The sequence below is a fragment of the Streptomyces sp. NPDC050704 genome (assembly GCF_040654355.1).
In the GTDB taxonomy this organism is placed as follows: domain Bacteria; phylum Actinomycetota; class Actinomycetes; order Streptomycetales; family Streptomycetaceae; genus Streptomyces.
In genome coordinates, this window is sequence record NZ_JBFAHW010000194.1 from 1 (window position 1) to 12,319 (window position 12,319).

Genomic DNA, 12,319 nt, shown 5'->3' on the forward strand with positions numbered 1-12,319 from the left:
GGTGGCGTTCGGCCCGCCGCAGCTGCGGCCGGGGGCGGTTCTAGTCTGGTCCCGGACAGACGGCGCACAACCAGTACGAATCAGGAGCCGGCGGATGGAACACGGCGAGCACGGCACGACCATGGATCTGCCGCCGTTCACGCTGGGGCGGGGGCTCGAATGGTCCCCCGATCCGTTCTTCCTCACCGCCTGCCTCGTGGCGCTGGGCCTGTACGGGTGGGGTGTGGTGCGGCTGATGCGGCGCGGTGACGCGTGGCCGGTCGGGCGGACCGTGGCGTTCGTCACCGGCGTCCTGAGCGTCATGCTCGTGCTGTGCACCGGGCTCAACGACTACGGCATGGTCATGTTCAGCGTGCACATGGTGCAGCACATGGTGATCAGCATGCTGTCGCCGATCCTGCTCCTGCTCGGCGCGCCGATCACGCTGGCGCTGCGTGCGCTGCCGGTGGCGGCCCGCCGCGGCGGCAAGGGGCCGCGCGAGCTGCTGCTCGCGCTGCTGCACAGCCGGTTCATGCGGATCATCACGCACCCGGCGTTCACGATCCCGCTGTTCATCGCGAGCCTGTACGCGCTGTACTTCTCGCCGATCTTCGACTTCCTGATGGGCTCCACGACGGGCCACGTCGTGATGATGTCCCACTTCCTCGCGGTGGGCCTGGTGTTCTTCTGGCCGATCATGGGCGTCGATCCCGGTCCGCACCGGCCGGGCTATCTGCTGCGGATGCTGGAACTGTTCGCGGGCATGCCGTTCCACGCGTTCTTCGGCATCGCGTTGATGATGGCGTCCGGGCCGATGGTCGAGACGTACGAGAACCCGCCCGCCTCGCTCGGTATCGACGCGCTCGCCGACCAGAACATGGCGGGCGGCATCGCCTGGGCGTTCAGCGAGATCCCCTCCGTGCTCGTGCTCCTCGCACTGCTCTTCCAGTGGTACCGCTCCGAACAGCGGCAGGCGCGGCGCACGGACCGGGCGGCGGACCGCGACGGGGACCAGGAGCTGGCGGACTACAACGCTTATCTGGCCTCATTGAACGCGCGCGGGCGCTGAATTCACACGCGACACAAACACCCGCCGCATTCTCATTCGATGCACCAGACACTGTCACGAACTTGTACCGCTTTCCTCTGTTCGTTCGCTGAAAGGCGTTTCTACTCAGTAGCATGAGGCCCGAATAACCCTGCGTCCGGATGTTCCGGCCACAGGGTCCACGGGGGAAAGAACCGCAGGGGGAGCGGTCATGACATTTCGCACGTCTGTGCAAAGGGCTGGAATATCGGCAGCCCGCAGGGTCGCTCTACTGCTGGTTTCCGTGCTGATCGTCAGCGGTTGCAACAAATCCGAACAGGAGTTCGCGGTTCGGGCTGTCGCGGCGGGGATTCCGTCGCTCTCGCCGTTCTTCAAGGAGAACGGCGATCTGGGCAAGGACATGACCGACGTCAAGTCGGCGCGGCCGCGCGGCGGTGTGCAGGCCAGCAACAGGCCGGGGCTCTACGGCGGTTCGACCGACCAGGACGAGGGATCACCGGGGCAGGACGACGGTGACGACGGCGCCACCGGGGAGTTCGGCGGTTCCACGGAGCAGGGCACCTGCGCCGTGGACAAACTCAAGGAATTCCTCACGGATACCAAGAACTCCGCGAAGGCGCAGGTCTGGGCGGACGTTCTGGGTATATCGACTGATGGGATCGAGGGTTACATCGATCAACTCACGCCCGTCGTACTGCGTCACGACACACTCGTGAAGAATCACGACTACGAGAACGGAAAAGCGGTCTCGTACGACGCATTGCTGCAGGCAGGAATCGCCGTTCTGGTCGACAAGCGGGGACTTCCCGCGGTGAAGTGCTCCTGCGGTAATCCACTTCTCCCGCCCAAGCAGGACACCGGAAAGATCGCGGTGAAGTTCGAGAACGGCAACAAACAGTGGGCTGATTTCCGGCAGGACAGTGTCGTGGTCGTCAAACCGCCGCCCGAGAACCTCGGGATCGAGCGGCTCAAGCTCATCGACGTCCGCGACCCCGAGACCGGGATCGAGCGTCAACTGGGCACCGAGGGCGACGAGGACCGGACGTTCGACGCGACGGAGCAGCTCACCGTGCCGACCGTCACCGAGGTGACGTACGCGGCGGCGACCCAGCTCCTGATCGACGAAGGGCTGTCGCCGACCTACTCGGGCGACGAGCCGCCCGCCGCCGACGCCGTCGTCACGACGTCTGATCCGGCCCAGGGAAACCAGCTCACCTGGGGCTCGTACGTGACCTTGTACGTCGCGGACGGCGACGGGGAGAGCCCGAGTTCGGGTGAACCGTCCGGCAATACCGACGGTCCTTCCCCGGGAACCGACGAGCCCTCGACTCCGACATCGACGCCCACGGACCCCGGCCCCTCGCCAACGGACAGCAAACCGCCCACAGGCGGGAGCACCGGCCCGACGGAATCCCCCACGTCTTCGGATCCGAGTGACGGCGAGACCGGCGGGACCGGTGACACAGGTGGAACAGGTGAAACGGGCGGATCAGACGGGAGTGGCGGGTCTGACGGCTCGCCGTCCCCCGACCAGACGACCCCGTTATCGCCGCCGCCGTCGGTCAGTTCCGCACCGGCCGACCCGCCCCCGTCCAGCCCACCGGCAACCGCGTCGAACGACCCGACGTCGAGCAAGCCGACCGTCAGCAGCCCGCAACCGCCGAGCGACCCGGTCACGACCGAACCCGTCCAGGAAGACCCCGTTCCGACCGAACCCACCACCAGCGACTCCGTGTCCGGTGAGGCCGGCTCCGGTGAGCCCGCCGTGAGCCCGGCCTGACCGCACAGGACCCCGTGCAGAACCCGGGAGCGACCTGATGACCACAGGATCACCGCAGTCGGGAGTGGGCCGGATCATCGCCGGCCGGTACATGCTCCTGCACCAGATCGGCTCCGGCGGGATGGGCCACGTCTGGCTCGCCCACGACCAGCGGCTGGACTGCGACGTAGCGCTCAAGGAGATCAGGTTCCGGCACGCCTCGGAGGGCCCTCAGGAGCACGAGGCCCGTGTCGCACGGGCCCTGGCCGAGGCGCGGCACGCCGCGGTGCTCCGGGGCCACCCGCACGTGGTGACGGTGCACGACGTCACGGAGCACGAGGGGCTGCCCTGGATCGTGATGGAGCACATCGAGGGCGCGGAGGACCTGCGCGCCCTGCTCAGCCGGCGCGGCCCGCTGGCACCCGACGAGTGCGCCCGCGCCGGCCTCGCGGTCCTCGACGCCCTGACCGCGGGGCACGAGCGGGGCATCATGCACCGGGACGTGAAGCCCGCCAACATCCTGCTGGCGCCGGACCGTTCGGGCAGCCCGGGTTCCCGGATCCTGCTCACCGACTACGGCATCTCGGTGCAGCCGGACTCGCAGGAGACCCGGTGGACGAGGACGTCCGTCCTCGTGGGCACCCCCGGCTATCTGGCGCCGGAGCGCGCGACGGGCGGACCGCCGACCGCCGCGGCGGACCTGTTCTCGCTGGGCTGCACCCTGTACTTCGCAGTGGAGGGCTTCGGCCCCTTCGACCGCGACTCCAACCTCGCCGCACTCACCGCCGTGGTCCTGGAGGAGCCCCGGCCCCCGCTGCGGGCCGGAGCTCTGCAGCCGCTCATCGAGGGCCTGCTCGTCAAGAACCCCGCACACCGGCTCTCCGCGGAGGACACGGCGGCGGCCCTGGCCCGGATCATCACGCCCGATCCGCACCCGCCGACCCACCTCGACACCGGCTCACAGCCCCACTGGGCGGGGCTCGACACCTCCGACCCGCCCCCGGGTCCGGAGCCCCCGGGCCGGGGATTCGGTCCCCCGGTCGCCTACACACCCACCAGCCCGGACTACGGAGGCTCCACGCGGAGCGCGCCCTGGGCGAACGGGTTCGGCACGCCCGGCGCACTCCCGCCCCAGGGATACGGTCCGCCGACGCCGGGCACGCCCCCGGGCGCCGGCTTCGGCCCGCCCTGGAGCGGAGAGCTGCCCCGGCCGGCCCCGACTCCCCCACCGCACCGGCGTAAACGCCCGCGGGCCCTGCAGGCACTGGCGGCGGCCGTCGTGGCGCTGGGCCTCACCTTCGGCGGGGTCTGGTACGCGATGGCGAACAAGACCGAGTTGCCGTACGGCTCCCAGATCGGGCTCTCGAAGCCGCTCAAGGAGCGCGACTGCGTGGTCGTCGATTTCTGGTCCGGCGGCGCCCATCTCAGCGGTACACCGCGGTTGAAGACGTACACGACATGCGATCAGGAGGTACCCGACGGGCAGGTGATGGCCCTGTTCGAGGCCGACTCGCGTGAGCAGGCTCTGCGGGACGGCCAGGCCAGCTGCGACGGCCTCACCGAAGTCACCCGGGAAAAGCTCGCGGAGAACGTGAAGAGCCTCCCCGTCATACCGTCGAGCAAGCACTTCGACGCCCTCGGAGGCAAGGTCGCATGCCTGCTCATCGGTAAGCACGGCCCGGTGTACGGCCATCTCGGACCCTTCCGCTCGTACGGGACTGCCTTCGTCGACCCCGCCCAGATGCAGAAGGACGACTGCCTCGGGAATCGGGGCGGCGACGGTCAGACGATCACCCACTACAAACTGGTCGCCTGCGACAAGGAGCACCAGGAGAAAGTCGTCGAGATCACGCACCTGACCAGCGAGGTTCCCGACGCGGAAGCCAACGCCAAGGCGGACGAACAGTGCGAGAAGGATGCTCCGGTGTCGCGGTTCACCTCGGATGACCAGGTGTACAGGACTCATGGCATCCGCAGTGGCGGTTTGTGGGAAAAGGGGTATTACCTAGTGGTATGCACCATTGAGCGCATGGACAAGGGCACCATAGTGGGCGACCTCTGAGCCGCCCGGCTCTGGCGATGAGCGACAAGTCGGGCGAGTATGGCTCAAGGCCATGGCTCGCGCGGCGGGCCCGCCCGGAGGAGGGTGTTGCGATGCCCGGTTCTACGAAGACGATGGGGGTACTCACCGTCGGAGGCCTTGTGATGGTCACGGCCTACACGGTGGCGCTCGGCAGCAGCGGCTGGCTGTGGTTCGGCTGGGTCGTGCTCGGACTCATCACGCTGGCGATGGTGGTGTCGCGCAACCCCTGACGCATGCCAGGACTCAACTCATGACTCGGCTCATGACTCGACCCGCGGCCCATCCCGCGACTCGTTCCCCGGACGTTCTGTCCGGGGTTCTCAATCCCGGGGCAGTCGCCCCGCCGAGTGGACGCCCGGCTGGTATTTCGGCAGCCGGGCGGTGATCTTCATACCCGCGCCGAGGGCCGTCTCGATGACGAGGCCGTAGTCGTCCCCGTAGACCTGCCGCAGCCGGTCGTCGACGTTCGACAGCCCGATGCCGCCGGAGGGACTGACCTCGCCGGCCAGGATGCGGCGCAGCCGGCCGGGGTCCATGCCGGGGCCGTCGTCCTCGATGACGACGAGTGCCTCCGCCCCCGCGTCCTGCGCGGTGATGCTGATGTGGCTCTTGTCGACCTTGCCGGTGCCGCCTTCCAGGCCGTGTTTCACCGCGTTCTCGACGAGCGGCTGCAGACAGAGGAAGGGCAGGGTCACCGGGAGTACTTCGGGGGCGATCTGCAGGGTGACCGAGAGCCGGTCGCCGAAGCGGGCCCTGACCAGTGTCAAGTAGTGGTCGATGGCGTGCAGTTCGTCGGCGAGGGTGGTGAAGTCGCCGTGTCTGCGGAACGAGTAGCGGGTGAAGTCGGCGAATTCAAGGAGGAGTTCGCGGGCCCGCTCCGGGTCGGTGCGGACGAACGAGGCGATGACGGCGAGCGAGTTGAAGATGAAGTGCGGTGATATCTGGGCCCGCAGGGCCTTGATCTCGGCCTCGATCAGCCGGGTACGGGACTGGTCGAGGTCGGCGAGTTCCAGCTGGACCGAGACCCAGCGGGCGACCTCGCCGGTGGCCCGGACGAGCACGGCGGACTCGCGGGGCGCGCAGGCGACGAGCGCCCCGTACACCCGGTCGTCGACGGTGAGCGGGGCGACGACGGCCCAGCGCAGCGGGCAGTACGGCTCGTCGCAGGCGAGCCGGAAGGCCTCGCCGCGGCCGGTCTCCAGCACTCCGCCGAGCCGCTCCATGATCTGGTCCCGGTGGTGTTCGCCGACGCCCTCCCAGGCGAGGACCGTGTCCTGGTCGGTGAGGCAGAGGGCGTCGGTGCCGAGCAGGGTGCGCAGCCGCCGCGCGGACTTGCGGGCCGTCTCCCCGGTCAGGCCCGCGCGCAGCGGGGGCGCGGCGAGTGACGCGGTGTGCAGGGTCTCGAAGGTGGCGTGTTCGACAGGGGTGCCGAGGCCGCCGAGGCTGGGCGGACGGGCGGTGCGCCGGCCGAGCCAGAATCCGGCCGCCAGCAGCGGGAGTACGGCCACCAGGAGCCCGGCCAGGAAACCGCTCATGCCTTGACCTCCGCACGTACCTGCCCACCGGACAGTTCCTCGGGCAGATGGAACCGGGCGAGGATGGCCGCGGTCCCCGCCGGCACCCGCCCGGGCGTCGCCAGCGACACCAGCACCATGGTGAGGAAGCCGAGCGGCACCGACCAGAGCGCGGGCCAGGCGAGGAGCGCGTGCAGTGCCCCCTTGCCGGGGAACCCTGCCATGGTCGCCGCGACCGCGAGCAGTGCCGAGCCGCCGCCGACCAGCATGCCTGCCGCCGCGCCGGGCGGGGTGAGCCGCCGCCACCAGATGCCGAGGACGAGCAGCGGGCAGAACGACGACGCGGACACCGCGAAGGCGAGCCCGACGGCGTCGGCGACCGGCAGTCCGCCCACGAGCATGCTCGCCGCGAGCGGCACGATCATCGCGAGGACCGTGCCGAGCCGGAAGTGCCGTACGCCGCGCGAGGGCAGCACGTCCTGGGTGAGTACGCCTGCCACCGCCATGGTCAGCCCCGACGCGGTGGACAGGAACGCGGCGAAGGCCCCGCCCGCCACCAGCGCGCCCAGCAGGTCCCCGCCGAGCCCGCCGATCACCCGGTCGGGCAGCAGCAGCACGGCGGCGTCCGCGTCCCCTGTGAGGGTCAGCTCGGGGGCGTACAGGCGCCCCAGCGCGCCGTAGACGGGCGGTAGCAGATAGAACGCGCCGATCAGGCCGAGCACGGCGACGGTGGTGCGGCGGGCGGCGACGCCGTGCGGGCTGGTGTAGAAGCGGACGACGACGTGCGGCAGACCCATAGTGCCGAGGAAGGTGGCCAGGATCAGCCCGTACGTGGCGTACAGCGGGCGTTCCTCGCGGCCCGCGGCGAGCGAGGTGGACATGCCGCCGTTGGTGCCGCGGTCGGCGACGGGGACCTGGTCTCCCTTGGCGAAGGCCAGCCGGGTGCCCTGCTCGATGTGATGAGTGCCTGCGGGGAGCCGGAGCCGTTCCTCCTCGTACCGCCTGCCGTCGACCGTGCCGTCCGCGGTGACGCTCAGCGGCCGGGTGAGCTTCAGGTCGAGGCCGGCGTCGACACGTACGACCCGGTGCTCGCGGAACGTGGCGGGTTCGTCGAAGGCGTGGCGCGGCGCTCCGTCGTCCTGCCAGGCGAGGACCAGGAAGAGCGCGGGGACGAGCAGGGCGGTGAGCTTGAGCCAGTACTGGAAGGCCTGCACGAAGGTGATGCTGCGCATGCCGCCGGCGGCGACGGTCGCGACCACGACGACGGCGACGATGACTCCGCCGAGCGACTTGGAGGCTCCGGTCAGCACGTTCAACGTCAGCCCGGCGCCCTGGAGCTGGGGCAGGAGGTACAGCCAGCCGACCCCGACGACGAAGGCCCCGGCCAGCCGCCGTACGGCCTGCGAGGCGAGCCGGGCCTCGGCGAAGTCGGGCAGAGTGTAGGCGCCGGAGCGGCGCAGCGGGGCCGCCACGAAGATCAACAGGACCAGGTATCCCGCGGTGTAGCCGACCGGGTACCAGAGCATGTCGGGGCCCTGGACGAGGACGAGTCCCGCGATGCCCAGGAAGGAGGCGGCGGAGAGGTACTCGCCGCTGATGGCGGCCGCGTTCAGCCGGGGTCCGACGGTGCGCGAGGCCACGTAGAAGTCTGAGGTGGTGCGGGAGATGCGCAGGCCGAAGGCGCCGACGAAGACGGTGGCGACGACGACGAGGGCTACCGCCGGGACGGCGTAGTTCTCGTTCACGGGCTGCTCTCGTTCACGGGCTGTTCTCGCTCACGGGCTGTTCTCGCTCACGGATTCAGCGGTCTTCGACGAGGCGGACGAAGTCCTTCTCGTTGCGGTCGGCGCGGCGTACGTACCAGCGGGCGAGCAGCACCAGCGGCGGATAGACGCAGAAGCCGAGCACGATCCACTCCAGGCGCGAGCTGTCGTTCATCGTGGCGAACACCAGCGGCAGCGGGCCCACCAGCAGGACGAGTACGGCGAACACGGTGAGGGCGGCACGCAGCTGGCTGCGCATGAGTGAGCGGACGTAGGTGTGGCCGAGTGTGGTCTGCTCGTCGATCTCGGTGCGCGGCCGGTAGCCGCTCTGCCGGCGGATGCGGCGCGGCGGGCCGGTGACGACGACACGGCGTTCGGTCGGGTCCTGGGGCACTCCGGCTCCTCAGCTCGCGGTCCGGCGCATCAGCAGGTCGCGCAGCTCTCGTGCGTGACGGCGGCTGACCTGCAGTTCGACGGAGTCGACCAGGACGCTCACGGTGCCGGCGTCGAGGCGGAGTTCGCTGATGTGGCCGAGGGCCACGAGATGGCGGCGGTGGATGCGGACGAAGCCGCGGGCACGCCAGCGTTCTTCGAGGGTGGAGAGCGGTATGCGGACGAGGTGGCTGCCCTGGGCGGTGTGCAGTCGCGCGTAGTCGCCCTGGGCCTCGACGTGGGTGATGTCCTCGACGGCCACGAAACGGGTGACTCCGCCCAGCTCGACGGATATGTGATCCGGGTCGGGCTCGTGCACGGGTATCAGCGGAGCCGCGTCCATCTGCTCGACGGCCCGCCGGACGGCCTCGGCGAGCCGCTCCCGCCGTACCGGTTTGAGCACGTAGTCGACGGCCTTGAGGTCGAAGGCCTGCACCGCGAAACCCTCGTGGGCTGTGACGAACACGACGAGCGGCGGCTTGGCGAAACCGGCGAGCAGCCGCGCCATGTCAAGACCGTCGAGCCCAGGCATGTGGATGTCGAGGAAGACGACGTCGATCCCCTGGTCGCCGCCGGGGCCGCTCTCCAGCGCGCGGTTGATCCGGCGCAGCGCCGCCGTGGCGTCGCTCGCGCCTTCGACGCTGCTCACCCGCGGGTCGGCGTTCAGTAGGTAGAGCAGCTCTTCGAGGGAGGGCGGTTCGTCATCGACGGCGAGGACTCGGAGCATGAAGGTGCAGTCTAGGAGTAATTCGTACGCCTGCACATGCGGAGGGCCCGGACGTCGCCGCTGGATACAGTGCCCGCATGACGACCAAGTCCGCGCCCTTCGACGATCTCGACCGCAAGATCGTCACGGCTCTGATGGCGAATGCCCGGACCAGCTTCGCCGAGATCGGGGCGGCGATCGGGCTGTCGTCCACCGCGGTCAAGCGCCGGGTCGACCGGATGCGCGAGACAGGGGTGATCACCGGGTTCTCGGCGACGGTGGAACCGGCCGCGCTCGGCTGGCGTACGGAGGCGTACGTGGAGGTGTACTGCGAGGGCGCGGCCCCGCCCCGGCGGCTCGCGGAGGTGGTGCGCAACCATCCGGAGATCACCGCCGCGATGACGGTGACCGGCGGCGCGGACGCGCTGCTGCATGTCCGCGCCCGGGACGTGGAGCACTTCGAGGAGGTGCTCGAACGGATCCGGGTGGAACCGTTCATCCGGAAGACGATCAGTTTCATGGTCCTGTCGCATCTGCTGCCGGAGAGCCCGGAGGCGGGCGCGAGCCAGCCGGCTCCTGAGCCGACGGGGTGAACAAGCCCCGCGGAGCGGGCCCTTCCAGTTCGAACACCTTCGAATGCGCACTGATCCTGCGCCGAAGTGCTCCAAGACGCAGCATCCCTGCGGCGGCGCGCAACGCCTGATCCTTGTCTGCACTTGCCCCCGTTTTCTACCGTTGAGGCAACCCCAGCCGACACCGCAGGAAAGCGGAGGAACCCCTCTGTGCCCGACAGCCGTGTGCCGCGCCCCCGGCGCTTCCTTGTCTGCGACCCCAGACATTTCGCCGTGCAGTACGTGATCAATCCCTGGATGCAGCCCGACACACAAGTCGACGTCGATCTCGCCCGTGGCCAGTGGGAGGCGCTGATCCGCGCCTATCGCGCCCACGGCCACACCGTGGACACCGTGGAACCGGTGGCCGATCTCCCGGACATGGTGTTCGCGGCGAACTCCGCGCTCGTCCTGGCGGGCCGGGTCTTCGGCTCGTACTTCCACGCCCCGCAGCGCCGCCCCGAATCCACCGCGTACGAGACGTGGTTCAAGACGGCCGGTTTCGACGTCTACCGGCCCGAGTCGGTGTGCGAGGGCGAGGGCGATCTGATCCCGGCGGGCCGGTATGTGCTGGCCGGCACCGGGTTCCGTACGACCCGCGAGGCCCATCGTGAGGTGCAGGAGTTCTTCGGCGTCCCGGTGATCAGTCTCCAGCTGGTGGACCCGCGCTTCTACCACCTGGACACCGCGCTGTTCGTGCTCGACGACAGCAATATCGCGTACTACCCGGAGGCGTTCTCACCCGGCAGCCGCGAGGTGCTCGCCCGGCTCTTCCCGGACGCGGTGCTCGCCACCCTCGAGGACGCGATGGCGTTCGGGCTGAACTCCGTCTCGGACGGCCGTCATGTCTTCATCTCGCCGCGGGCCGAGGCGCTCGCGGTCGAGCTCACCCGCCACGGTTACGTTCCCGTCCCCGTCGACCTGTCGGAGTTCCAGAAGGCCGGCGGCGGCATCAAGTGCTGCACTCAGGAGATTCGCTCATGACCATCGCGCCAAGCCGTACCTCCGCAGCCCGTTCGTCCGCAGAGCAGGGGCGGTCGTCCGCCGAGCTGATCCGCGCCGAGGAGCCCGTTCTCGCGCACAACTACCACCCGCTGCCCGTGGTCGTCGCGCGCGCCGAGGGCACCTGGGTCGAGGACGTCGAGGGCCGCCGCTACCTCGACATGCTGGCCGGCTACTCGGCCCTGAACTTCGGTCACCGCCATCCGGCCCTGATCGAGGCCGCGCACCGCCAGCTCGACCAGCTGACACTCACCTCGCGCGCCTTCCACAACGACCGACTCGCCCAATTCGCCGAGTCCCTGGCCGAGTTGACGGGCCTGGACATGGTCCTGCCGATGAATACGGGCGCCGAGGCCGTGGAGAGCGCCATCAAGGTGGCCCGCAAATGGGCGTACGAGGTGAAGGGCGTCGCACCGGACCAGGCAACCATCGTCGTGGCCGCCGACAACTTCCACGGCCGTACGACGACCATCGTCAGCTTCTCCACCGACGAGAGCGCCCGCGCCGGCTTCGGGCCGTTCACGCCGGGCTTCCGCGTGGTCCCGTACAACGACCTCGCCGCGCTCGAAGCGGCGGTCGACGAGACGACGGCGGCCGTGCTGATCGAGCCGATCCAGGGCGAGGCGGGCGTCGTCATCCCGGACGACGGCTATCTGCGCGGCGTCCGCGAACTGACCCGGCGGGCCGGGTGCCTGTTCGTCGCTGACGAGATCCAGTCGGGCCTCGGGCGGACAGGCCGCACGCTGGCCGTCGAGCACGAGGCGGTCGTCCCGGACATGCTGCTGCTCGGCAAGGCGCTCGGCGGCGGCATCGTCCCGGTCTCCGCGGTCGTCGCGCGGCGCGAGGTGCTCCAGGTGCTGCGGCCTGGCGAGCACGGGTCGACGTTCGGCGGCAACCCGCTGTCCGCCGCGGTCGGCCAGGCCGTCGTGGAGCTGCTGGAGACCGGTGAGTTCCAGCGCAGGGCCGAGGAGCTGGGCGTGGTGCTGCGGGACGGTCTGACGGCTCTCGTCGGAAAGGGCGTACAGGGCTTCCGGGCCCGCGGCCTGTGGGCCGGCGTCGACATCGACCCCACCCTCGGCACGGGCCGCGAGATCAGTGAGCGCCTCATGCACGAGGGAGTACTGGTCAAGGACACCCACGGCTCAACAATCCGCCTCGCCCCACCCCTGACCATCACGGAAGAGGAACTCCGAACGGCCCTCGCCTCCCTGGAGAAGGTACTGACGGACACAGGCGCCCCGTAAGGGGCGCGGGGAACTGCGCGCCCAGCCCCCACCGGCCCGCACTCGACGGACGGTCCGGGGGCTGGGGCCTGGGGGGCCTGGGGCGCCGACCGCGCCGCGCTTGACGTCCCGCCTGAGCTGCGCCTTCGCCAGTGCGATCTCGTCGTGCACCAGTGCGGACATCTCGGTCGTCGCCGAG

11 protein-coding genes and 1 pseudogene are annotated in these 12,319 nt (G+C 69.9%); 7 read left to right on the plus strand and 5 right to left on the minus strand.

All coding sequences use genetic code 11. The features are described from left to right. The first annotated feature begins 94 nt into the window (after nucleotides 1-94). From AB0I18_RS49630 to AB0I18_RS49645, 4 genes are all read left to right on the plus strand, one after another. Entirely contained in the window at nucleotides 95-1,048 is a 954-nt protein-coding gene (locus tag AB0I18_RS49630; RefSeq protein WP_363112461.1) for a cytochrome c oxidase assembly protein, read from the plus strand. A gap of 262 nt (nucleotides 1,049-1,310) precedes the next feature. Beyond that, on the plus strand, nucleotides 1,311-2,807 hold the full coding sequence (locus tag AB0I18_RS49635; RefSeq protein ID WP_363112462.1) for a DUF6777 domain-containing protein: 1,497 nt from the start codon (nucleotides 1,311-1,313) through the stop codon (nucleotides 2,805-2,807). A 37-nt stretch (nucleotides 2,808-2,844) separates the two neighbouring features. Beyond that, complete coding sequence (locus AB0I18_RS49640; protein ID WP_363112463.1) at nucleotides 2,845-4,848, plus strand: serine/threonine-protein kinase; 2,004 nt, start codon at nucleotides 2,845-2,847, stop codon at nucleotides 4,846-4,848. Between the two features lie 92 nt (nucleotides 4,849-4,940). After that, complete coding sequence (locus AB0I18_RS49645) at nucleotides 4,941-5,099, plus strand: hypothetical protein (protein WP_363112464.1); 159 nt, start codon at nucleotides 4,941-4,943, stop codon at nucleotides 5,097-5,099. Nucleotides 5,100-5,189: 90 nt separating this feature from the next. Here the strand turns inward: AB0I18_RS49645 and AB0I18_RS49650 are convergent, their stop codons facing one another. Genes AB0I18_RS49650 through AB0I18_RS49665 form a run of 4 tightly spaced genes read right to left on the minus strand, consistent with a single transcriptional unit; the run spans nucleotide 5,190 to nucleotide 9,305 of the window. Beyond that, nucleotides 5,190-6,404: a histidine kinase gene (locus tag AB0I18_RS49650; protein ID WP_363112465.1), complete on the minus strand. Its 1,215-nt coding sequence runs from the start codon at nucleotides 6,402-6,404 to the stop codon at nucleotides 5,190-5,192. Next, entirely contained in the window at nucleotides 6,401-8,128 is a 1,728-nt protein-coding gene (locus AB0I18_RS49655; protein WP_363112466.1) for a cation acetate symporter, read from the minus strand. Before AB0I18_RS49655 ends, AB0I18_RS49650 begins: the two co-directional genes overlap by 4 nt. Nucleotides 8,129-8,183: 55 nt before the next feature. Next, nucleotides 8,184-8,540, minus strand: a complete 357-nt coding sequence (locus AB0I18_RS49660; protein WP_363112467.1) for a hypothetical protein — start codon at nucleotides 8,538-8,540, stop codon at nucleotides 8,184-8,186. Between the two features lie 9 nt (nucleotides 8,541-8,549). After that, nucleotides 8,550-9,305, minus strand: a complete 756-nt coding sequence (locus AB0I18_RS49665) for a LytTR family DNA-binding domain-containing protein (protein WP_363112468.1) — start codon at nucleotides 9,303-9,305, stop codon at nucleotides 8,550-8,552. A gap of 77 nt (nucleotides 9,306-9,382) precedes the next feature. On the opposite strand from AB0I18_RS49665, the gene AB0I18_RS49670 reads away from it, so the two are divergent. From AB0I18_RS49670 to rocD, 3 genes are all read left to right on the plus strand, one after another. Further along, nucleotides 9,383-9,877: an Lrp/AsnC family transcriptional regulator gene (locus AB0I18_RS49670; protein ID WP_363112469.1), complete on the plus strand. Its 495-nt coding sequence runs from the start codon at nucleotides 9,383-9,385 to the stop codon at nucleotides 9,875-9,877. A 117-nt stretch (nucleotides 9,878-9,994) separates the two neighbouring features. After that, nucleotides 9,995-10,879 carry a dimethylargininase gene (ddaH, locus tag AB0I18_RS49675; RefSeq protein WP_363112471.1) on the plus strand — a complete coding sequence of 295 codons (885 nt, stop codon included), beginning with the start codon at nucleotides 9,995-9,997 and terminating at the stop codon, nucleotides 10,877-10,879. After that, on the plus strand, nucleotides 10,876-12,141 hold the full coding sequence (gene rocD, locus AB0I18_RS49680) for an ornithine--oxo-acid transaminase (RefSeq protein WP_363112470.1): 1,266 nt from the start codon (nucleotides 10,876-10,878) through the stop codon (nucleotides 12,139-12,141). The genes ddaH and rocD overlap by 4 nt, the downstream gene beginning before the upstream one ends. Before the next feature lie 84 nt (nucleotides 12,142-12,225). Here rocD and AB0I18_RS49685 read toward each other — a convergent pair. Then, nucleotides 12,226-12,319, minus strand: a pseudogene (locus AB0I18_RS49685) (phage holin family protein); the annotation flags it as partial.

Coding starts and splice junctions, on each gene's coding strand:
- AB0I18_RS49630 (WP_363112461.1), top strand. CDS start 95: ATGGAACACGGCGAGCACGGCACGACCATGGATCTGCCGCCGTTCACG.
- AB0I18_RS49640 (WP_363112463.1), top strand. CDS start 2,845: ATGACCACAGGATCACCGCAGTCGGGAGTGGGCCGGATCATCGCCGGC.
- rocD (WP_363112470.1), top strand. CDS start 10,876: ATGACCATCGCGCCAAGCCGTACCTCCGCAGCCCGTTCGTCCGCAGAG.
- AB0I18_RS49665 (WP_363112468.1), bottom strand. CDS start 9,305: ATGCTCCGAGTCCTCGCCGTCGATGACGAACCGCCCTCCCTCGAAGAG.
- AB0I18_RS49645 (WP_363112464.1), top strand. CDS start 4,941: ATGCCCGGTTCTACGAAGACGATGGGGGTACTCACCGTCGGAGGCCTT.
- AB0I18_RS49670 (WP_363112469.1), top strand. CDS start 9,383: ATGACGACCAAGTCCGCGCCCTTCGACGATCTCGACCGCAAGATCGTC.
- AB0I18_RS49650 (WP_363112465.1), bottom strand. CDS start 6,404: ATGAGCGGTTTCCTGGCCGGGCTCCTGGTGGCCGTACTCCCGCTGCTG.